At 45.7% G+C, this 20,581-nt stretch carries 16 protein-coding genes and 1 pseudogene; 12 read left to right on the top strand and 5 right to left on the bottom strand.

The genetic code is table 11. The annotated features are described in order from the left end of the window. The first annotated feature begins 82 nt into the window (after window positions 1-82). The 3 genes from ubiH (at window position 83) to MTX11_RS13500 (ending at window position 2,964) form a co-directional block, all read left to right on the top strand. Window positions 83-1,291 (top strand): 2-octaprenyl-6-methoxyphenyl hydroxylase, encoded by a 1,209-nt coding sequence (gene ubiH, locus MTX11_RS13510; RefSeq protein ID WP_005107466.1) that lies wholly within the window; start codon window positions 83-85, stop codon window positions 1,289-1,291. Further along, on the top strand, window positions 1,288-2,535 hold the full coding sequence (locus MTX11_RS13505) for an FAD-dependent monooxygenase (protein ID WP_243475347.1): 1,248 nt from the start codon (window positions 1,288-1,290) through the stop codon (window positions 2,533-2,535). The genes ubiH and MTX11_RS13505 overlap by 4 nt, the downstream gene beginning before the upstream one ends. A 174-nt stretch (window positions 2,536-2,709) precedes the next feature. After that, a complete protein-coding gene (locus tag MTX11_RS13500; RefSeq protein ID WP_004646359.1) occupies window positions 2,710-2,964 on the top strand; it encodes a hypothetical protein in 255 nt (84 codons plus the stop codon). Window positions 2,965-3,055: 91 nt separating this feature from the next. On the opposite strand, the gene rsmI is transcribed toward MTX11_RS13500, so the two are convergent. Continuing rightward, window positions 3,056-3,898, bottom strand: coding sequence for a 16S rRNA (cytidine(1402)-2'-O)-methyltransferase (gene rsmI / locus MTX11_RS13495; RefSeq protein WP_004279519.1), 843 nt, complete (start codon window positions 3,896-3,898; stop codon window positions 3,056-3,058). 10 nt (window positions 3,899-3,908) lie between these two features. Between rsmI and MTX11_RS13490 the strand changes: the two genes are divergently transcribed. From MTX11_RS13490 to MTX11_RS13475, 4 genes are all read left to right on the top strand, one after another. Further along, window positions 3,909-4,868 (top strand): penicillin-binding protein activator, encoded by a 960-nt coding sequence (locus tag MTX11_RS13490; protein ID WP_243475346.1) that lies wholly within the window; start codon window positions 3,909-3,911, stop codon window positions 4,866-4,868. Window positions 4,869-4,879: 11 nt separating this feature from the next. Then, a complete protein-coding gene (locus tag MTX11_RS13485) occupies window positions 4,880-5,296 on the top strand; it encodes a YraN family protein (RefSeq protein WP_243475353.1) in 417 nt (138 codons plus the stop codon). A gap of 132 nt (window positions 5,297-5,428) precedes the next feature. Then, window positions 5,429-6,115, top strand: coding sequence for a BON domain-containing protein (locus tag MTX11_RS13480; RefSeq protein ID WP_004279522.1), 687 nt, complete (start codon window positions 5,429-5,431; stop codon window positions 6,113-6,115). Then, a complete protein-coding gene (locus MTX11_RS13475) occupies window positions 6,105-6,986 on the top strand; it encodes an alpha/beta hydrolase (protein ID WP_243475345.1) in 882 nt (293 codons plus the stop codon). Before MTX11_RS13480 ends, MTX11_RS13475 begins: the two co-directional genes overlap by 11 nt. Before the next feature lie 106 nt (window positions 6,987-7,092). Here MTX11_RS13475 and nudC read toward each other — a convergent pair whose 3' ends face one another. From nudC to dnaQ, 3 genes are all read right to left on the bottom strand, one after another. Further along, the gene (gene nudC, locus MTX11_RS13470; protein ID WP_243475344.1) at window positions 7,093-7,869 is read right to left on the bottom strand and encodes an NAD(+) diphosphatase; all 777 of its coding nucleotides are present in this window, start codon (window positions 7,867-7,869) and stop codon (window positions 7,093-7,095) included. Then, window positions 7,869-9,512 (bottom strand): chemotaxis protein, encoded by a 1,644-nt coding sequence (locus MTX11_RS13465; RefSeq protein WP_243475343.1) that lies wholly within the window; start codon window positions 9,510-9,512, stop codon window positions 7,869-7,871. Before MTX11_RS13465 ends, nudC begins: the two co-directional genes overlap by 1 nt. A 125-nt stretch (window positions 9,513-9,637) precedes the next feature. Continuing rightward, the gene (gene dnaQ, locus MTX11_RS13460; protein ID WP_243475342.1) at window positions 9,638-11,023 is read right to left on the bottom strand and encodes a DNA polymerase III subunit epsilon; all 1,386 of its coding nucleotides are present in this window, start codon (window positions 11,021-11,023) and stop codon (window positions 9,638-9,640) included. Between the two features lie 207 nt (window positions 11,024-11,230). On the opposite strand from dnaQ, the gene MTX11_RS13455 reads away from it, so the two are divergent. From MTX11_RS13455 to MTX11_RS13435, 5 genes are all read left to right on the top strand, one after another. Next, the gene (locus MTX11_RS13455; RefSeq protein WP_243475341.1) at window positions 11,231-14,524 is read left to right on the top strand and encodes a LysM peptidoglycan-binding domain-containing protein; all 3,294 of its coding nucleotides are present in this window, start codon (window positions 11,231-11,233) and stop codon (window positions 14,522-14,524) included. A 10-nt stretch (window positions 14,525-14,534) separates the two neighbouring features. Further along, window positions 14,535-16,376, top strand: a complete 1,842-nt coding sequence (locus MTX11_RS13450) for an extracellular solute-binding protein (protein ID WP_243475340.1) — start codon at window positions 14,535-14,537, stop codon at window positions 16,374-16,376. 24 nt (window positions 16,377-16,400) lie between these two features. Then, complete coding sequence (yejB, locus tag MTX11_RS13445) at window positions 16,401-17,447, top strand: microcin C ABC transporter permease YejB (protein ID WP_243475339.1); 1,047 nt, start codon at window positions 16,401-16,403, stop codon at window positions 17,445-17,447. Then, on the top strand, window positions 17,447-18,457 hold the full coding sequence (locus MTX11_RS13440; protein WP_243475338.1) for an ABC transporter permease: 1,011 nt from the start codon (window positions 17,447-17,449) through the stop codon (window positions 18,455-18,457). Before yejB ends, MTX11_RS13440 begins: the two co-directional genes overlap by 1 nt. Window positions 18,458-18,587: 130 nt before the next feature. After that, window positions 18,588-19,832, top strand: coding sequence for an NADH:flavin oxidoreductase/NADH oxidase family protein (locus tag MTX11_RS13435; RefSeq protein ID WP_243475337.1), 1,245 nt, complete (start codon window positions 18,588-18,590; stop codon window positions 19,830-19,832). Between the two features lie 64 nt (window positions 19,833-19,896). Here MTX11_RS13435 and MTX11_RS13430 read toward each other — a convergent pair. Further along, window positions 19,897-20,505: pseudogene (locus tag MTX11_RS13430) on the bottom strand (iron-containing redox enzyme family protein); the annotation flags it as partial. Window positions 20,506-20,581 lie beyond the last annotated feature (76 nt).

The raw sequence follows: 20,581 nt of genomic DNA, 5'->3' as shown, positions 1-20,581 counted from the left end.
TTAAAGCCTTGAGGTAAGATAAAACCAGTATACGTTTTATGTAATTCGCCATAGATGCGAATAAACAGATAAGGAAGTAAGCATGCAACAAGAAGTCATCATTGTCGGTGGTGGTATGGTCGGCTTAAGCCTCGCATTGATGTTGGCGAAAATCAATATTGCAGTCAAACTGTTGGAAGCCATTAAATACCCAAATTATGATGATGAAAATCTTGCGCCATATCATTCCAGTTTTGATGCACGTAACAGTGCCTTGTCACGCCGTAGCGTGCAGATCTATCAGGAGCTTGGACTTTGGAATGCCTTGCAAGAACATGCTACCCCAATTCTGGAAGTGAATATTACCGAACAGGGCAGTTTTGGTAAGGCTCGACTGAAAGCCGAACAGGAAAAAGTCGAAAGCTTTGGTCAGGTCATTGAAAATGCCTGGCTCGGTCGTGTACTGCTGACCCAAGTCAAAAAAGAGCCATTGATTGAACTGATTGATGGTGTTCAAGTGACATCCCTTATCCAAGATACAGACTTTGCTTATATCGAAGCTCAGCGTGGTGAATCGTCACTAAAATTACAGTCCAAACTGGTTATTGCCGCCGATGGGCGGGATTCTTTCTGCCGTAAAGCCTTGGGTATTGGTGCGTCAGAACATGATTATGATCAGGTTGCGATTGTGACCACAGTACAAACTTCAAAGCCACATGCTCATGTGGGCTTTGAGCGTTTCAGCCATTTAGGGCCTTTGGCACTTTTACCACTACCGGGTGAGTATCGTCGTTCAGTGGTCTGGCCAGTGAAAAAAGGTACTGAAGGAGAATGGTTGGGGGATGAAAATGACCAGCATTTTCTGGATGCCTTACAGGAAACGTATGGTGATCGTGCCGGAAAATTCCAGAAAACCGGAAAACGGTTCAGTTTTCCATTGTCTCAAGTGTTAGCCGAAAAACAGGCTGTTGGCCGTGTCGTATTGATGGGCAATGCTGCCCATACGATTCATCCGGTCGCTGGTCAGGGTTTTAACCTGTGTATGCGTGATGCGCATGTATTGGTGCGTTACCTGAAAGAACAGCAGGTACAAGGCGCAGACTTGGGCGATGCTGGAATATTACAAGACTATGAAAAATCTCGTCTCAGTGACCAGCAGCGTGTGATCAAGTTCTGTGATTCAGTGGTACGTGGCTTTAGTAACCAGAATCCATTTTTAAAGCTGATGCGTAATACAGGTTTAATCGCTTTTGATACGATTCCTGGCATCAAGCCACTCGTTGCAAATTATGCCATGGGGTTAAAAGCATGAGCTTAAATCAAACTAACGAAATATTAGACGTCGTCATTATTGGTGGTGGGCTGGTTGGTGGACTTACAGCGCTTCTGTTAGCTCAAGGTGGTGTGCAGCCTACAGTTCTGGATGCAGCGCCAATTCTGGATGCAGATAAAACTTTGCGTGTGGCCAATCCGCGTGTTTTGGCTTTAAGTCAGGCAACCATTCACCTGTTAAAAACGGTGGGTGTCTGGGAAAATTTAGTACGCCAGCAGCCTTATACTGGTATGCAGGTGTGGAATAAAAATGGCTATGGTGAAATTAATTTTGGCCAGTCTTCAGAAAAAACACCATCGGTAGAGCAGGCTTTAGGCTCGATGGTGGAGCCCAGCATTCTGAATCTGGCCATTCAGCAAAAGATGCTGGAAAATGTTCAAGATTATAGAACACAAGTCAAAGTCAGCCGTGTTGAACGTGGCGTCGGTGTGTGGATTATTCATCTGGAAGATGGTACTCAGCTCAAAACCAAACTGGTCATTGGTGCAGATGGTGCAAACTCCTTTGTACGTGAGCAAGCTTTCATCGATATTGATGTACTGGACTATAAACAGGCAGGCATCAGTTGTGCGATTAAAACGATTCAGCCTCATCAGTACATGGCGCGTCAGATTTTTCTCGAAACTGGTCCTCTGGCTTTTTTACCTATGGCCAGCCTTAATCCGGAAGAGCAGGGACATTGGCAATCAATTGTCTGGACCTTGCCAGAGGATTATGCCGAAGAATATGCAGCGTTGTCAGATGCTGAATTTACTCAACTCTTGACTCGTGAAAGCCAGCATATGTTGGGTGGAGTCTTAGAGGCGACACCACGTGCCACTTTCCCCTTAAAAGCCCGTGCTGCCCAACAGTATATTCAAGACGGTTTAGCCCTGATTGGAGATGCTGCACATGTAATTCATCCTTTAGCTGGACAAGGGGTGAATATTGGCTGTCTGGATGCTGCCGTGCTCTGTGATGTTTTGCTACATGATCAGGCGCGTGGCGTATGGGCACATGAGCAGACCCTGAAACGCTATGAGCATTGCCGTAAAGGTCAGAACGATGCCATGATGCACAGCATGTCTGCGATTGGCTGGATGGAAACTACATTATTCTTCCCGATGGTTTGGGCACGCAATTTCGGCCTGAAACAGGTAGAAAATCAGCCCATGTTGAAAGATGCATTTATGGCGCAGGCCAATGGTCTGAGTTTACTTAAAGACACACGCTACGCAGCTTAAGACAGAAATGTAAATTTTTTAAACAAACACCAATAAAGAGTAACGATTTTGTTTAAAAAAGATACGATTTTTTGATGTTTGGTACTAGGCGAAGGTCGAAGAGATTGCTAAATTTCACTTAATTCGATACCTGACTTGGAATACCAAGCGAGGGCCATTTTTGGGGAGATGCAAATGACAGACATGAATGATTATGATGACGACGTTGAAGATTCAATTGTTGACGATGATGAAGCAAAAGCCGCTGAAAAAGGCGCGGTCGATAGCACAGAGGTCGTCAGTGATACCGATCTTGTAGAAGCTGAAACTTTGACCGTCACTGCAAAGCTGAAAAAGCGTCAAGCACTTGAAGACGAGATTGCGGCTTTCCTTGCCAGTGGTGGTCGTATTGTTGAAGTGCCGGCAGATGAATCAGTAGCCAAAGAATAAGTTATTGATTAACTTGTTTCTTATAAAAAACACCACATTCAATGTGGTGTTTTTTTTTGCAAATCCAAACGTAATAGAAAATCTAAAGCAATTAGTCGTTTGCCGAAGTCAGTTCTAAAGCACGTTGATAAGCGACTTTCTTTTTGATTCCGGTTAAATCTGCCGCCAGTTGTGAAGCAGCTTTGACCGAAAGGTCCTGTAATAGGCGATTCAATAATTTATCCAGCTTTTCCTGATCCAGATCTTTTTCTTCGGTGGCACCGCCAATCACCAGAACAATTTCGCCTTTTTGCTGATTGTGATCATTGCTAATGAATTCCACCAATTCACCCAAGGTCATTTTCTTGATAGTTTCAAAAGTCTTGGTGATTTCTCGCGCAAAACCGACCGGGCGATCTGCTCCGAAAACGCTGGCCATATCTTTAACGGACTCCAGAATCCGGTGCGGTGCTTCATAGAAAATTAAAGTCTGGGTTTCATCTTTCAGTTTTTCCAGATTCAGCAGGCGCTGACTTTGTCTGGATGGCAGAAAACCTTCAAAGCTGAAGCGGTCACTCGGCAAGCCAACAGCACTTAAGGCAGCAATAGCCGCACAAGCACCAGGTACAGGAATCACGCGAATATTATGCGCTTGTGCAGCACGGACAAATTTAAAGCCAGGGTCGCTAATCAGGGGAGTGCCAGCATCACTGATCAGGGCCATATCTTCGCCATTCAGCAGGCGCTGGATCAGCTGATCAATCTTGTTGCTTTCATTATGCTCATGGCAAGCGGTCAGAGGTGTTTGAATATTAAAGTGTTTAAGCAATTGTGCTGAAGTTCGTGTATCCTCGGCAGCAATAAGACTCACCGACTTTAACACCTGAAGTGCACGATAACTAATATCATCTAAGTGCCCGATTGGAGTCGCAACAACAAATAACTGAGCACTCATAGGTTTCTCCATGTGGAATAAATTGAATAATAAAAAATGGAAGATTAAAAATAAAATATTGGGCTTGTGTTTAGTCAGCTACATCAGCAGCGTACAAGCAGAAGTGCTGATCATTCTACCCGAATCCGGGCCTTTGGCGCGAGCTGCATCGAGTATCAAACAGGGTTTTCTCAGTGCCTATGCGACTTCCGGGCAGAAAGTTCCATTAAAATGGGTCAATTCCAATCAGAAAAATATCTCCCAGCTACTGAAACAGCATGTCAATAAAAAGACCAAAATGGTGGTGGGTCCATTGGCACGTAGCGATGTGGAACAACTACTCAAGAGCAAACCTAAAGTACGTACCCTCAGCCTGAATGATGTAGCAGGGTCATTACCCCAAGTCTGGCAATTCAGCCTGTCCAAAAAAGAAGATGCCGCTGCCTTAAAAACCTTATTGCATAAAGATGGAATTCAACAGCTGCTGATTTTACGCCAGCCGGACAGTGAAGCCGAGCATGAATTGTTGCTGATGTCATTGTTCAGTCAGAGTGATCTGAAATTCAAGATCGTGAACAAGGCGCCCATTTTTTTAATGCCGAAGCAGGGGCTATTATTCCTCGGCAATGCAGAAGGGCTGGCTGCCATACCGGAATTAAGCCATAAACGGATGTATACCGTGGCCAATGCGATCAGCGAGCAGCATAGACCCCCGAAAGGGATCAAGTTCTGTGATGTTCCGGTACTTTATCTGGCTGACTGGCCAGATGTTCTACAGGCCTATGCCCAGGAACCGGTCAATATGTCCTATCAGCGCCTGATTGCCTTCGGTGGCGATGCCTGGCAGATCACCCAGCAGTACCTGTCACAACCGCATTTGCAGCATATTGAATTTCAGGGTAGAACTGGGCGAATTGAAATCACGGACCACAGTATTCAGCGTAGTCCACAATGTTTTCAGTACAGTGGTACAGGTGTCAAGCTACTATGAGCGAAAGAGTAATGCTACGACAGCAACTAGGTGCATGGGCAGAGCAGCAAGCAGCTCAACTGATGCAAAACCACGGATTTCAGTTCCTGACAGCCAATTATCACAGTCGCTATGGTGAGCTGGATCTGATTCTGGTACGTGATCATGAGCTGGTCTTTGTGGAAGTCAAGGCACGTGCACAAACCCGATATGCGCAAGCGATCGAGTCGGTGTCCAGAGCGAAACAGGGAAAGATGCTCAAGACTGCGATGTACTTTATTCAGAAAAATCCACAATTTGCACACTATTACTATCGTTTTGACGTGATTTGTTTTGATTTTAAACAGCAATTTGCAAAAACCATACAGCATGACTTTTCGCAATACCCTTATGATCTGGAATGGATTGAAAATGCTTTTACTTTTGATCAAGAGTTTATTAACCTTTGAACAAAATAAGGTCTAAAGATGCTTATATTTGCTTCAAGATCATTGTAAAGTTCAAGCAGAATTGACATGATCTGAGCATGAAACAGATGATTAGATTAAAAAAGACGTAATAAAATGAAGGAGTCTTGCTGAGTGGTTAAGCGTATTGCAATAACAATGCTGTGTGTCGCAAGTTTATCAGGTTGTGCAAGTTTTATTTCCAGCGGCACAGGTACGGCTCCTGTCGGAACTGAAAGTGGGGCGCGTACCTTGGGGCAGGTATTTATTGATTCCTCAATTGTCCGTACTGCAAAAATTAATCTTTATAAATTGGATTCGCGCTTTAAGCAGGCCCGGGTCAATATTGAAAGTTTCCATGGCAATGTCTTGTTGACCGGTCAGGTGCCGGATGCCCATTTAAAGCAACTGGCTGAAGATAATGTCAAATCCATGAGTGATGTCAAAGCGGTACATAATTTTATTACTGTCGGCAATCAGATCAGCTATAGCACCATCATGCAGGATACTGCGGTGACTGCAAATACCCGTGGCTTGATCATGAAAGCGACTGTGGTAGCGGATAGTAAAGTGCATGTGCATACTGAAGATGGCGTACTGTATGTGATGGGTCGTTTAAATGGTGCCGAGATTGCTGACCTGAATCAGGTGTTACAACAGGTGGGTAATGTCACTAAAATTGTGACCCTAATTGATAATGTGGAGCAATATTCAAGTCTGGCTAATCAAAACTTTGCCGCACCGGCATATGCGCAGCCGGGTATTGAACAGACGCCAGTGGCGATTGATCCTGATACGGTTGAACCGACCTATGAACCATAAGGTCGGCCAGTTTAAAACCCAACTCTCACAGCGTATTTTGCAGTTTCAACAGCACTATCAAGATTTCCGGTTATACGATTTTGGTAGTTATGCTTTAAATCGTTTAACTCCGAAACAAGGTTACACAGTCGAAACCCAATTGGCCTATGGCTTGAAATCCCGGCAACGCTTTGACCTGTTTCGGAGTCAGCAGCCTTTGCCACATCGTCCCCTGATTGTGTTTGTGCATGGCGGTGCTTGGTTGCATGGCGATAAAAAGGATTATCAGTTTATTGGCGAGTCCTTTGCTAAAGAAGGTTATGATGTGGTGGTGATGAATTATCATCTGGCGCCACAACATATTTTTCCGACCTATATTCATGATCTGCATTTATTGCTGAATCATTTGCAGCAGTCAGCTGGACAGTTGCAGATCTGTGCTGAAAATCTGGTCTTGATGGGACACTCTGCCGGGGCATTCAATGTGATGTCTGCCTTGTATCATCCGCAATCTGCCAGCATTGATCACAATCAAATCCGGGCGATTATTGGTCTGGCGGGGCCTTATCATTTTGATTACAAAAATGATCCCATCTGTGCCGATGCATTTGATCAGGCGGTGCCTTATCAGCAGGTCATGCCTTATTATTTTGTTAGAAATAGCTCAACCCGGCATTATCTGTTTATTGCCGAAAAAGACAAGATTGTTGGGCATTTCAATAGCCAGGATTTGGACCGCGTACTGAAAGAGAAGGGTAATCATAGCCATTTGATTCACATTCCGAAACTTGGCCATATTACGATCGTGGGTTCGCTCTCCAGTTTGTTTAGCCGCTTTTTCCAGACCAAGTCTCAGGTGCTCTGGGCGCTCGAGGATGCATTTAAATCCTGATACTGATATGTTAGTTTAACCAAGCACTAGATAAAAAAGAATCCAGTGGATGATCTCCCCTGGATTCTTTTTTTGAGCCGTTGGGCTAAATCTTTCAAATACAGATTTACAGCCAGGTCTTGGTGTCGTCTGCGACGGGCGTACCTTGAGTCACATGCATGATCATAGCATGGGCAATACTGCCTTTAAACGGAATTTCAGGCAGCTGATCGAATTTAAAGAATTGCGCATCGCTAATTTCTTCTTCCTGCAGCTGTAGCTCACCGCCAGCATATTCTGCCTTGAAGGCAATCATCAGATTGCTTGGGAAAGGCCAGGGCTGGCTGGCCAGATACTGAATATTCTTGAGTTGTAAGCCAACTTCTTCTAGCGTTTCACGACGTACTGCATCTTCCAGCGTTTCACCCACTTCAATGAAACCGGCAATCAGTCCATACATCTGGCTTTTAGTATTACGTGCATTTTTGGCCAGCAGAATCTCGTCTTTGCCTCGGGTAATGACGGTAATAACGCAAGGCTGTACCCGTGGATATTGCCGGTAGTTGCAGGATGGGCAGACCATGGCATATTCAACAGCATGCGCTTCAGTCGCTGTACCGCAATGACTACAGAACTTATGGTTACGACGCCATTCTAAAAGTTGTACTGCGCGGCTGGCCTGTTCGAATTGCTGGGTATTCCAGAACTGTAACAGCTGACGGATGGGAACCAGTTGCAAGCCTGCAGGAATCGGCTCATCGGGAAGAAGATCACGGGCAATCACCTGATCACCCGTGTGGAGTAGCAAATCACTTGCTAAGGCTTCAACCCGTGGAAGTTGAAAGTGTTGATCGACCAGCAGTTGCTGTTGTTGAAAAATATAAGCAAGTGATAATTTGGACATTAGGCAACTATTTTGAGTTTCTCACTACTGTCCAATGCTACCTGAAACATCGCCTGTAATACAGGCTGTTTGTTCTTTAAGTTATCAATCATCATGTCGGCACTGGCCAGGGTGTCTAAAGCACGATGAATTTCTTCCGGACTTAATGCAATCGACAGATCAATACGGTTCTTGATGAATTCTGCAGTGGTGGTGAACGCAGTACGAACATGTTCTGCATTCAGGAACAGCATCGCGCCGCCAATCTCGCAAAACTGTACAGGAACAGGTTCGAGGGCAGTCAAGTCATGATCTTGCAGGTAATTGCTGAGAATCTGGCTAGAAAGCTCGATCAGGGCCTTGGTTTCTGTGAGTAAAGCAGCGTGTGCTTCATCCAGACGGTCCAGAGAAATATTCATGTTGTTGACGCGCAGCTGCAAGCGGCTCGAAGTGTGATGACGTTCCAGTACGCCAATCGAGTTCATGGCAGACAGAATGACATTCATCAACTGCTGGGCAAAGCTGGCATCCTGCATCATCTCCGGCTGGCTCAGTGAAGCGGCCTGACGGGTCAGGTCATGATAGGCTTCATTCAGGTTCAATACCTTGAAGATATTCGCCAGATTATTCAGTTGTGCCTGCAGTTCCTGAGTCTTTTCAGGCGTCATGTTCTGATAGTTGAACTCGATGTCATTACGAATTTGCGCCATTTCCGTGGTCACCAATTCGCTGATGGTATGCATGGTTTCAAAGTCTGGGCCATACAGATGGCGACTGAAGACCTGTAATTGCATATCGGTCAGCAGGTCATCGCCCACATTGAGCTGGCTACGGATAGATTGCGCAGTTTCATCTTCCTGACTGATACACAGGCTGAGCACATTGGCCAGATCAGCCAGCGAAGCCTTGAAACTGTCTGCCGAGCTAAAATACTGTGCCATGTTACGTTCAATGCTCACCAATGTGCGTAGGCGTGGCTCATTAATCAGCAGGTGATCAATATTGTTCAACGCGACATAGACCAGATTCCAGTACTGCTTGCTGTCATGTTGTTCTGCAAGTCCGGCCAGATAAGCCCCCACCAGTTTGATGGCTTGCAAATCCCGTTCACTTTCTTCCTGATTGATCAGCTTGTTGAGTGACAGCTTATACAGACGGTGTACATATTGGGATTTTTCCAGACTTGGTGCCTGTGGCAGCGCAAAATCAGGGGTGACGCAATCTAATAACGATTCTACATGCTGACCTTCAGTCGTCAGTGGTTTACCCAAAGCCAGTTCCAAGCGGTTCAGGGTATCCAGCAAAAACTGTGGAATTTTTACTTCACGCAAACAGATAAATTCGATATAGCGTTTCAGCATAGTGGTGCCTTCACTCAAGGCGATCACTTCTTGAGTATTGACCTGCGCCGGATTCCCCATAATCTTGCGCATTAATTCTGCTGAATATTGAGCGACTTTTGCCAGACTGGACATGTCGATGAGTGCCAGAACCTGGGCGCATTGTTCGAACTGATTTAATGCATCATCAATACCAAAAGGTAAAGTCTGGTCTTCTACCAAGGTGCTTACTGCTGATTCGACTAACTTGATCGAGTTATCAACCTCATTTTTTATTATCAGTAAAGCTGTTGGATCAAAATGTATAGAGGTTTGGTAAGACATGATCTGCACCTTTCCTGGAGTATTATCTATATATGAGCCCCGCTTTAAACTACGGGGCCTCTTTGTATTTACTATAACTGAAGAACGATAGTTTTAAACCTAAAGTATCCCCGGAAATGTAGATTTTATTTCGCGAAAAGGCAAGCAGTTCCATGTTTTTCTTCGAATTGTTTGACCCAATTCTCATGTTCCTGTAATTCCTGTTCTGACGGGAGAATCACCGGTAATTCAATTTCAACTCTGGCCATCCCTGAACGGCTGTTCTGGTCTTCAGACTGGGACAGGGCATCGATATCAAAAGACACCTGTCCACCGGTCATCGCCAGATAAACATCGGACAGGATTTCCGCATCGAGCAAGGCACCGTGGAAAGTACGGTCACGTTGTGGAATCTCGTAACGGCGCACTAAGGCATCCAGCGAATTTTTCTGCCCGGGATGCTTGGACTTGGCCAGTGCCAAGGTATCGGTGACGTCACAAACCTCGGAGAGTGCTTTAAAACCTGCACGTTTGAATTCCATATCCAGGAAGTTCATATCGAAGGTTGCGTTATGCGCAATAATTTCCGCGCCGTGTAAATAGTCAAACAGCACTTGAGAAATTTCTTCAAACAGCGGTTTGTCTTGCAGGAATTCGTCGGTGATCCCGTGGACATTCACAGAATCGCCGACCGGTGTTTTCGGATTGATATAAATATGAATCGAGCTGCCGGTCAGTTTGCGGTTAATCATTTCCAGCGCGCCGACTTCAATAATCCGGTCACCATCCTGATAATAAAAACCGGTGGTTTCAGTATCCAGAATCAGTTGTCGTGGGCCATGCAGCTGTAACTTGGCCGGTGTAATGACAATTTGCGGATGTATCTCAGTCGAGGCAGATGCGTCTGAAGATGAAGCATCTTCATTGCTGTCCGTTGCTAAAACTTCAGTCTGTACAATTTCTTCAACAGTCACTTCGATGATTTCTTCCGGCAGGTCTTCCAGCTCTTCTTCACTCTCAGCCAGATCCAGACCGAAAGGATCATCTAGCAACCAGTCGGGTTCAGATTTTTTTTTATCTTCAGACATTGAAGGGCTTTGCTTGGATTTTTTCAGGGTTTCATCAGCACCCAGATTGGCCAGCTGATCGGCCATTTCATTGCCCGGATGTCCAGCATGACCTTTGACCCAGTGCCATTCAATATCGCGTCCTTGACAGACTTCATCGAGTTTTTGCCACAGATCCGGATTTTTGACGTCTTTCCAGTTTTTCTTTTTCCAGCCGTGAATCCATTCGGTAATGCCTTGTTTGACGTATTTGGAATCGGTATAGATCACCAGTTTGTCTTGCTTGTCACAGAACAGAATCCCTTCAATCGCAGCCGTCAGTTCCATACGGTTATTGGTAGTATGGTCTTCACCGCCACAGATTTTGTGTTCTTGTTGGCCATTAACAATGTACGCACCCCAACCGCCTAAACCCGGGTTGCCGCGACAGGCGCCATCAACATAAAGTGTGATAGTGTGTGACATAGATTAAATCCGATCAAAATAGAACAAGCTGGAAGGCTTATTGTATAGCGCAAATGCAGTCGATCAATCTATATGTCCGGGATTTTTTAATTTCTTGTAACATTTAACGTGAAATCGCGGTAAATTATTGGCTTGAGTCTTCGACATGCTTCACTACAATGGCATATCTAAAAAATAAATTTATATACGAGTTGTTTGGATTTCTTTATGTATAAACCAACCGCAATTTTGTGGCAGCCGACATTACCTACATTTTTAAAATATTCTGTACTGGGAACTGCGCTTGCTTCTCTAGGACTGACGGGCTGTTCATCTACACAAAGTGCGACCCAAACAGCATCAAGCAAGCAGGTTGGATCACAATATTTGGATGCCAGCAGTCTGGATGGACTCGAAGATTTACTCTCTGCAACGGATATGCGTGCAGTCGAAGGTGACCGTTTACAGATTCTGAAACATGGTGATGTCTGGAAACGCATGACCGTGGGTTTCAAGATGGACTTAAGTGTCTGGAATCCGCGGATTGATGCGCAGCGTGGCTGGTTTATTTCACGTCAGCCTTATCTGGATCGCTTAAGTGCGCGTGCATCACGTTATTTATATTACACGGTAAAAGAAGCAGAACGCCGTGGTATGCCGACCGAGTTGGCGCTGTTACCGATTATCGAAAGTTCTTATGATCCGGCTGCGACCAGTAGTGCGGCGGCGGCAGGTTTATGGCAATTTATTCCAAGTACCGGCCGTATTTATGGTTTAAAGCAGACCTCATTATACGATGGTCGCCGTGATGTAGTGGAATCGACCCGTGCAGCCTATGAATTTTTAGGCAGTCTGTATAACCAGTTTGGTTCCTGGGAATTGGCGCTCGCTTCTTATAATGCAGGCCCAGGCCGTATCCAGCAGGCGATTAACCGCAACAAGGCTGCAGGTCTACCTACCGATTATTGGTCCTTGAAATTGCCACAAGAAACCATGAGCTATGTGCCACGTTTTCTGGCAGTTGCACAAATTATTAAAAATCCGGGCAGTTATGGGGTGAGTTTGCCACCGATTGCCAACCGTCCGCATTTCCGTGAAGTACCGGTCGGTGTTGCCAGTTTAAATGAAATTGCAGCCATCACTGGTCTAAGCCGTGCAGAACTGTATCAATTAAACCCGGGTCATCGTGGTGATCATATTGATCCTGCAAGTCCGCGCCGTATTCTGATTCCAGCTGATTTAAGCCCTTCAGTGGATGAGAAGCTGAAAAAATTATCCGGTTCAGGTGGTTTATGGGCGAGTAACACGAACAGCCTGCCGCGAAATACGACGACAGTGGTGCCCACTAGAGCTGCACCGCCAGAATTAAATACGAAAACGATTACGCCTTCTAAACAGACTCCGCCAGCGGTTGCTAGTAATCAGCCTGCAACGACTGTTGCCAAAACGACGACTCCGGCTAAAGCTGCAAGTACGCCACCTGTCGTCACAGCAGCGGTAAGTACCGCGACAACGGCAAATACTGTAACGCAGACTACGAAAAAGATTTCGACGCCTAAAGGCTCATCTGCCTTGGCCAGTTTTGCGGCACAAAGTGATTTGCCGATTCCAAGTGCGCCGCGTATTCCGGTAGCTGTAACACCTGCAGCGCCAGCGAAACAGATTCAGGTCGAACCACCGATTTCGGCAGCTGAGCGTCAGCAAGTTGAGCAGGCGGTCATCGCACAGGATATTCAGAAAACTGTAGATGAAATTCTGCAGCCTGTCGCAACACCGGCAGAACAGGCCCAAGTGGTTGAAGAGCTGAAAGCATTGGCGCCGGCTGGCACAGAAATTGTTGATCCTTATGATGGCAAAATCAAGCTGACTGCCATTCAAACCAGCCTGTCTGTGGCTGAGCAGCAAGGTAAAGAACTGACAAAAGGCTTCTCTTATCCAAAAGAAGTTGCTGACAATACCACTGCGAATTCGGTTGAAGCCCAGCTGAATCAGGGCAAAAATTACGTCAAGACTGATTCTGAAGTGGTGGTGGTTGCTCCAAAAGGCAAACGCAGTACCTATAAGGTGTTACTAGGTGATAATCTGGCAATGATTGCGGCTAAAAATGGCGTGAACTGGCGTGATGTGGCGAAATGGAACCAGATTGATCCAAATTCTCCGCTGTATGTGGGTACCACCATTTATCTGTATGATGCCAAACCGGTACAGGAAGCCAGCAAAGCCAAAGAAAAGCCGGAAACTTATGTGGTTCAGGCCAATGACTCTCTGACCAGTGTAGCGAATCAGTTTGGTTTTAGCGTGAAACAACTGGCTGATTTTAATGGACTGAGTACCAATAGCGGTCTGTTTGTTGGGCAAAAGCTGTCACTGAAAGAAACGGTTGCCTCTAAATCTAAAGCTGAAGAGATTAAAAAAGCTGAAACTGCCAAGGTTCAGACCAAATCTTATACGGTGAAACGCGGTGAATATCTGAAACTGATTGCCGATCGTTACGGGCTTTCAAATACCGAACTGGCATCATTAACGTCGGGTCTGACTGCCGGTAGCAGTCTGATGGTGGGACAGAAAATCAATGTACCACTTCAGGAAGTTGAAGGGCTAACAACATCTAACCAGAAAACTGAACAGAAGTTTGAAAATGTTAAAGTCGATCAGACTGCAACTGAAAACTATCAGGTCAAACGCGGTGAAACACTGTATAGCATTGCCAGTCAAAGCAAGCTGAGTGTCTCTGAACTGGCTGCACTGAATGGGTTGTCTGCCAATAGTGGTTTACGTATAGGTCAGACCATCAAGATTCCAGCCGGCAGTCAAATCCCTGAAACCTATACGGTTCAATCGGGTGATACGCTGACCGGTATTGCCGCAAGATATAATTTGTCAATGGACCAGGTGGCGAGCCTGAATGGCATGTCACGTAATGCAGGTTTGCGAGTGGGGCAGCGTCTGAAACTGAGTGGTGACGTGACAGAACCGGTAAGTGAAGTGGTCGCGGAAACTGCGGTCAAGAATACAAAATCGGATTCGCATGTGGTGAAGTCAGGGGAAACCTTAAGCTCTATTGCACGTCAGTATCATTTACAACTGCAATATCTGGCAGATTTGAACGGCCTGAATACCAATAGCACAGTGCGTATTGGTCAGCGTTTAAAAATTGAGGGTGACTTTCCGGCAGATAAAAAAGTTGAAGGCGTGAAAGTGGCAGCTAAGCCTGTAGCTTCTAAGGCAACTGAATCCTATACGGTAAAATCCGGTGAATCCCTGAATGTAATTGCCAGCCGTTTAGGCATAAGCGTGACCGACCTGGCTCAGTTAAATAATTTGAGTCCACGCGCAGGATTGCGTGTCAGTCAAACGATCCAGATTCCAAAACTGGTGACGGATTATAAAGTCAAACGCGGTGATACCTTAATCGGTCTGGCTTCACGTTATGGTCTGAACAGCAATGAACTGGCGGAAATGAATGATCTCAAACCAAATACACAATTGCGTATTGGTGATGTGATTAAAGTGCCGAATTAATGAATGGATCATGAGATTCGCGCATTTATTTAAAACTTTCAGGTTGATCTGGCTAGCCCCGCTGCTCGTAAGTAGCAGTTGGGCAGCCCTGATCGCCACCCCATATATTGCACTACATAGCCAGCCGAAATATGCCCAGGCCAAATCCCTGCCTTATGCCAATCCGCAAGCACCGAAAGGCGGTACGCTGATTCTGGCAGCTGATGGCAGTTTCGATAATTTGAACAGCATGAATGGCAAGGGCAATGTCACTGAGGGGGGCAACTATATTTTTGACAGTTTGCTGTCCAAGTCACTGGATGAGCCCGGTGTGTACTATCCTTTGCTGGCGGAAAAAGTCAGTTTTGACCCCAAGAAAACTGCCTTTATTATTTTTCATTTAAATCCCAAAGCACGGTTTAGCAATGGCCAGCCGGTGACTGCGCAAGATGTCAAATACAGTTTTGAGTTGTTTCAGACCCAGTCCAATTTTGGCCTGCAAATGTATCTAGCTGATTTAAACCGGCTGGAAGTCCTGTCACCTTTACAGATCAAAATGCATTTTAAATCTGGACATAATCCGGAAATGGCGATGATTGTCGCGCAGATGCCCATTTATTCTAAACAGGAATGGCAAAAACGTAATTTTAAAGAATTGACGCTGAAACCGATGCTGGGTTCAGGGCCTTATGTCATTGAACACATAGATGCTGGACGTAGTATTAGCTACAAACGCAATCCCCGATACTGGGGCAAAGACTTGATGGTCAACCGCGGGCGTTATAATTTTGACCGGATCAAGTATCGTTATTATCGTAGTCCTGAAATCAAGTTTGAAGCTTTCAAGTCGGGCCAATTTACCTTGCATGAGGAAAAACAGGTCAACCGCTGGGTGAAAGACTACCAGTTTCCCGCCGTTCGGCAAGGACAGGTGCAGCGTTACCGCTTTCAGCATCACAACCCGATTCCGACCCAGAGTCTGATATTCAATACCCGCCGTCAGCCTTTTGCCGATATCCGTTTCCGCCAAGCCTTGAGTTTTGCCTATGACTTTGAATGGCTGAATAAAGCCATGTTCTATGGTGAATATCAGCGCCTGAACAGCTTTTTTTCCAATAGCGAGCTTGCATCTCATGGACGGCCAGGCATTCAAGAACTGCACATTTTAAAACCCCATTTAAAGCAGCTTGATCCGGTTCAACGTCAGGCTGTACTGCAGGACTGGAAATATCCTCAGTCAGATGCCTCCGGTTTTAACCGGAACAATCTGTTAAAGGCCCGTCAATTGCTATTAAAGGCAGGCTATCGTTATCAACAGGGGAAGTTGGTCAATGCTGCGGGTCAACCGGTACAGATTGAGTTCCTGTTGCATCAGGCGGAGCAACAGCGTGATCTGATGCCATATCTACGTCATTTAAAACGCTTGGGCATTCAGGCCAGCATTCGTATGGTAGAAACCGCGCAATATTATGAACGGCTGCGGAATTATCAGTTTGATATGATTGTTGATACCATGCCGCAATCCCTGACACCGGGGCAGGAGCAGAAACAGTTCTGGGGCAGTCAGGCCGCCACGCAGCCAGGTAATTATAATTATGCCGGCATTCGAAATCCGGCCATTGATGCCGTCATTCAGCAGGGAATTCAGGCTCAAAACCGTGAACAGCTGGTGAATAGTACCCGAGCATTAGACCGTTTACTGCGAGCAGGCTATTATCATATTCTGACTTATGGTACGGGCGAATACTGGTATGCTTACTGGAATATGTATCAGCAGCCGCAACGAAAACCTAAACTCTCCGCCGGGATTGATTACTGGTGGGTCGATGCGGCAAAGGCCAGACATGTGGCTGATTATTTCAAACAGCATTAAGCTCCAAGCCTATCAGGGAGTGCCATGAGCACTTATATTCTCAAACGTCTGTTGCTGATGATTCCAACCTTGCTGATCATTTTGCTGATCAATTTCATGGTGATCCAGCTGGCACCCGGTGGTCCGGTGGAGCAGGCGATTTATCAGGCGCAACAGGTTAATAGTTTGGCGCATACCGGATTGCAGTATCAGGGAAAGCAAGGCCTCACACCGGAGATGCTTGAGAAGATCAATATCCAGTACGGCTTTGACCAGCCGCTGCATATTCGATTTTGGGAAATGCTAACGCGTTATGCGCAGTTTGATCTGGGGCAGAGTTTTTTCAAAGACAAACCTGTGACTGAACTCATCTGGGAAAAATTGCCAGTATCGCTTTCTTTAGGCCTGTGGAGTACCTTGCTGATTTATCTGGTCTCCATTCCTTTAGGGATTAGAAAAGCCCGAAAACATGGCAGTCTGTTTGATCAGACTACCTCTCTAGTGTTGGCAGTAGGCTATGCCATTCCAGCCTTTATTTTTGCCATTTTACTCATCGTATTTTTTGCTGGTGGGTCTTATCTGCACTGGTTTCCCTTGCAGGGAATTCGCTCTGAAAATTTTGCTGAACTCTTATTCTTTGCGAAAATTCAGGATTATTTCTGGCATATGGCCTTGCCGCTGTTGGCCATGGTGCTTGGCGGATTTGCCAGTTTGACCTATCTGGTCAAATTTTCTTTTGTGGAAGAGCTGAGCAAACAATATGTCCTGGCTGCGCGGGCCAAAGGTTTAACTGAACATGCAGTGCTGTATCGGCATGTATTCCGGAATGCCATTTTAGTGCTTATCGCAGGTTTGCCTGAAGTTCTGATCGGGGTGTTTTTTGTGGGAAACCTGTTTATCGAGATTATCTTTAATCTGGATGGCTTGGGTGTTTTAGGCTTTGAGGCGATTATTCAGCGTGACTATCCGGTGATTTTTGGTACTTTGTTTATTTTTACTTTGCTCGGTCTGATACTGCGTTTACTCAGCGATTTGCTCTATCAACTGATTGATCCAAGAATTCATTTCAGTTCACGTCGAGGATCACAATAATGTCTTCCTTGATGCAAGTACGCTGGCAACGTTTTAAGCAGCATAAGCTGGGCTTTGGCTGCTTCATTATTTTCAGTGCTATTTTCATCATTTCCTTGGGTGCAGAACTGATTGCTAACGATAAGCCCTTGTTGGTGAAATATGATCATGCTTTTTATCTGCCCATCCTGAAATCCTATCCAGAAACCACGTTTGGTGGGGTATTTGAGACAGAAGCAGAATATAAAGATCCCGCTGTACAGCAACTGATTGCAGAAAAGGGCTGGGCGATCTGGCCCATCATTCCGTTTTCCTATCAAACGCCAAATTTTGAACTGGCTGAACCGGTGCCATCGCCCCCGAGTGCGCAAAACTGGCTGGGAACAGATGATCAGGGCCGTGATGTTCTGGCACGGATTCTATATGGTTTAAGGATTTCATTACTGTTTGGTTTTGCTCTGACTTTATTGTCTGCGGCGTTGGGAATTTTAGTAGGGGCAATTCAGGGTTATTATGGTGGATGGATTGACCTGATCGGACAACGCATACTCGAAGTCTGGAGCGGTTTGCCGATGCTGTTTATGGTGATGGTACTGGTCAGTCTGTTTACCCCGAGTATTTACTGGCTATTTCTGATCATGCTGTTATTTGGCTGGACCACACTGGTGAGTATGGTGCGCGCTGAGTTCTTGCGCGCCAGAAATCTGGAATATGTCTGGGCAGCAAGAAGTATCGGGGCCGGGGATGGACGGATCATGTTTAAACATATTCTTCCCAATGTGATAGGTTCTAGCCTGTCACAGTTACCTTTTATGCTAACCGCCAATATTACTGCACTGACAGCGCTGGATTTTTTAGGGTATGGTCTGCCACCCGATTCGGCATCCCTCGGGGAACTCTTGCTTCAGGCCAAAAACAACTTAAATGCGCCGTGGCTGGCATTGTCGGGATTCTTTAGTTTGGCGATTGTACTGAGTTTGCTGATCTATATGGGAGAAGCGGTACGGGATGCTTTTGATCCAAGAAACTAAATCACAAAAATCTTTAACCATAAGAAAATAAGCAGATAAAAATTGTGTAAATTTGACAAGACTGATTGTCAATTGTTCTGGCTTACGTTATAAACGAGTACAAAATAAAAGTAACGTATCAGGACAGATCATGACTCAATTGGCCGATTCCATTCAAATTCGCAATATCACTTTTAAAAACCGCATCATTAAAGGTGCCATGAGTGAAGCACTGGCCAATGATGCCGGCCAGCCCAATCAGGCACATTTCAAGTTGTATGAAGCATGGGCCGAAGGTGGCTTGGGTTGTGCTATTACGGGTAATGTCATGGTGGATTATCGTGCCAAGAATGAACCGGGCGTCGTAGTGGTAGAAACAGAACGCGATCTGGCACAGCTCAAAGTCTGGGCCGACGTAGGCAAACAACATGGCATGGTACAACTGGTCCAGTTATCACATCCGGGGCGTCAGTGTCCGAAAGGTTTGAATCGGGAAACTGTAGCACCATCGGCAGTGCCATTTAGTCCGGCACTGGCTGTTAGCTTTGGTACCCCACGGGAACTGCGTGAAGATGAAATCCTGGATATTATCCAGCGCTTTGCCACTTCGGCTGCCATTTGTGAAAAAGCAGGATTTGAGGGGGTGCAGTTGCATGGGGCACATGGTTATCTGATTAGCCAGTTTCTGTCACCGCTGACCAATAAGCGTCAGGATCAATGGGGTGGTAGTATTGAGAATCGTACCCGTTTCTTGCTGCAAACCTATCAGGCCGTTCGTGCTGCGACTTCGGAAAATTTTATTATTTCGGTCAAGCTGAATTCAGCTGATTTCCAGCGCGGTGGTATTAGCGAAGAAGATGTCATCTATGTCTTTAAGGCGATGGACGCTGCAGGCATTGATATCATTGAAGTGTCAGGTGGTAGCTATGAAGCACCTGCGATGGCCGGCGTGAAAGCAGACAAGCGCAAGGCCTCGACCATTGCTCGTGAAGCCTATTTCCTCGATTTTGCCGAAAAAATCCGTCAGGAAGTGAAGTGCCATATCATGGTCACTGGTGGATTCCGAACTGTTGAAGGCATGAATGCCGCGCTTGACAGTGGTGCTTGTGATTTTGTCGGGATTGCACGTCCCTTTGCGGTAGAACCTGACTTGGGCAATCGTCTGGTTGCAGGGCATGATGTACGTTATGCGGTTGAGAAAATTAAAACCGGTATTCCAATGGTCGACAAAATGGCGATTATGGAAATCATCTGGTATGCCGCGCAGTTTAAAGAAATTGCCAAAGGCAAGCAGCCTAATCCAAAGCTGTCACCACTAAAGGTCTTTTTGCAGTATCTGAAAGGCAATGTCAAAGCGGTGATCAAGGGACAATTAAACTCGCGAAAATCGGCTTAATCTTTATTAAAAAACCGGACACTGCAAATGTCCGGTTTTTTAATTTCTGGCACTTAGGGGTGCTTTAGGAATAATGCATCGCCTGGGTCTGAAAAGGAAATAATAACTGGCTTAACTGACGAGTCGCCCATAAACCAATTTCAGTATGATGCATATGCGGTGCAGTATAAGGAATCAGTAAATCAATTTTCTGTTCCGCACCTTCACAGCGCATGAAGCGACTTTTTAACTGATTCAAGCGCTGCTGGTCCATACGGCTCATTGCAGGTTCAATTTTTGCCTGTGATGGGGTTGCACTACGTGAGGACAGGCGAGTTGCCAAGCCTGCGCCCTGAATCCAGTCTTTAATAATCTGTTTTTCGGTCGCATTAAAGACCCCAAACATTTTACCCTCCGGATGATCTATCATTTTCCAGAAACGGCTTTGCTCCACTGGTGCATCTTTTACGATCCAGCCTTTGTCAATCATGACCTGCAAAAACTCGGCAATCTGGGCAGGATCGGATAACCAGTCATTGATGGTCTTGCCACTAAACTGGCATTTCTGATTATGAATATATTGACCAATCAGCGCTTTATTCTGGAAAACTTTTAAGGCCATCTGCCCAATATCCAGTTCCTTAATGATCTGGGAGGAACTTTTGCCGATGTCATTCAGAACATAGCCTTTTTGGTGGTGTTTTAAAAAGTATGCTGACATTAAATGAAGCCATTATTGATGTAAAAGAAGGTTAAGTCGAAGGCTTTAA

The sequence above is a fragment of the Acinetobacter lwoffii genome, assembly GCF_022809915.1.
GTDB lineage: Bacteria > Pseudomonadota > Gammaproteobacteria > Pseudomonadales > Moraxellaceae > Acinetobacter > Acinetobacter lwoffii_M.
Note: the sequence above shows the minus strand (reverse complement) of the source record. Positions and strands in the feature narration are given on the sequence as shown.

Bases quoted from the DNA above. Each gene is read 5' to 3' on its own strand.
- yejB (WP_243475339.1), top strand. From the start codon at position 16,401: ATGAGCACTTATATTCTCAAACGTCTGTTGCTGATGATTCCAACCTTG.
- ubiH (WP_005107466.1), top strand. From the start codon at position 83: ATGCAACAAGAAGTCATCATTGTCGGTGGTGGTATGGTCGGCTTAAGC.
- nudC (WP_243475344.1), bottom strand. From the start codon at position 7,869: ATGTCCAAATTATCACTTGCTTATATTTTTCAACAACAGCAACTGCTG.
- MTX11_RS13475 (WP_243475345.1), top strand. From the start codon at position 6,105: ATGAACCATAAGGTCGGCCAGTTTAAAACCCAACTCTCACAGCGTATT.
- MTX11_RS13455 (WP_243475341.1), top strand. From the start codon at position 11,231: ATGTATAAACCAACCGCAATTTTGTGGCAGCCGACATTACCTACATTT.
- MTX11_RS13500 (WP_004646359.1), top strand. From the start codon at position 2,710: ATGACAGACATGAATGATTATGATGACGACGTTGAAGATTCAATTGTT.
- MTX11_RS13435 (WP_243475337.1), top strand. From the start codon at position 18,588: ATGACTCAATTGGCCGATTCCATTCAAATTCGCAATATCACTTTTAAA.
- dnaQ (WP_243475342.1), bottom strand. From the start codon at position 11,023: ATGTCACACACTATCACACTTTATGTTGATGGCGCCTGTCGCGGCAAC.
- MTX11_RS13505 (WP_243475347.1), top strand. From the start codon at position 1,288: ATGAGCTTAAATCAAACTAACGAAATATTAGACGTCGTCATTATTGGT.
- rsmI (WP_004279519.1), bottom strand. From the start codon at position 3,898: ATGAGTGCTCAGTTATTTGTTGTTGCGACTCCAATCGGGCACTTAGAT.
- MTX11_RS13485 (WP_243475353.1), top strand. From the start codon at position 4,880: ATGCTACGACAGCAACTAGGTGCATGGGCAGAGCAGCAAGCAGCTCAA.
- MTX11_RS13440 (WP_243475338.1), top strand. From the start codon at position 17,447: ATGTCTTCCTTGATGCAAGTACGCTGGCAACGTTTTAAGCAGCATAAG.
- MTX11_RS13490 (WP_243475346.1), top strand. From the start codon at position 3,909: ATGTGGAATAAATTGAATAATAAAAAATGGAAGATTAAAAATAAAATA.
- MTX11_RS13450 (WP_243475340.1), top strand. From the start codon at position 14,535: ATGAGATTCGCGCATTTATTTAAAACTTTCAGGTTGATCTGGCTAGCC.
- MTX11_RS13465 (WP_243475343.1), bottom strand. From the start codon at position 9,512: ATGTCTTACCAAACCTCTATACATTTTGATCCAACAGCTTTACTGATA.